The organism is Rhodopseudomonas sp. WA056 (genome assembly GCF_010906995.1).
GTDB classification, from domain to species: domain Bacteria; phylum Pseudomonadota; class Alphaproteobacteria; order Rhizobiales; family Xanthobacteraceae; genus Rhodopseudomonas; species Rhodopseudomonas palustris_G.
The window spans coordinates 1-730 of record NZ_QPFS01000260.1 but is presented as its reverse complement, the minus strand read 5'-3'; the positions used below and the strand labels follow the sequence as shown (position 1 = coordinate 730).

At 62.6% G+C, this 730-nt stretch carries 1 protein-coding gene; it reads right to left on the bottom strand.

The features are described 5' to 3' along the window. A partial coding sequence (locus tag DU475_RS23915; RefSeq protein WP_164633529.1) for a porin occupies window positions 1–730 on the bottom strand: 730 nt, incomplete at both ends.

Below are 730 nucleotides of genomic sequence, written 5' to 3'. Positions count from 1 at the left end.
AGCGCGGTGTTGTAGTAGCTGGCGCGAACCTGATGCGCGGCGGCCGAAACCTGGAACAGACCCCAGGCCTGATCGACGCGGATCTTGCCGACGATGTCGGGGATCGAGGTGCCGGCGTAGGAGTTGGTGCCGTAGGCCAGGAAGGTCGAGGCGCCGGAGGTGTTGTACAGCGCCGACTGCAGGTAGGACGACTGATCTTCGAGCGAGATCGAGGCCGACACGCCGTTGCCGAATTCCGCGGTGTACGAAACCTGGTTGATGCCGGTGACGTCGTCGTAGCCGCCGAGCAGGAACGAGGTGTTGTTGCCCGGATAGCCGGTCCACGGCGTATCGAACTGCGACACCGCCTTACCGAAGGTGAAGCCGGCGAACTGGATGAACGCGTAGTACACGCCGAGCGAACCGTTGGCGATCGTATCGCTGCCGGTGGTCCAGTTGAAGGTCGCATCGAAGAAGGTGCGGACCACGCCGTACTCGGTCGCGGTGCGGGTATCGATGTTGATGTCCTGGCGAGACCGGAAGATGTAGTCGTTGGTAAGCCGGTTCTTCTGGCCGGAATTGCCGTTCCACGCCGGCATGTTATAGCCGCCGCCGCCACCGATCGTCACGTCGGCGCGCAGATAGCCGCCGAGCTTGATGCAGGTGTCGGTGCCCGGGATGTAGTAGAAGCCGGCGCCGTAGATCGAGCAGACCTTCACGTATTCGACGGCTTTCGCCTTCAACGGCAGAT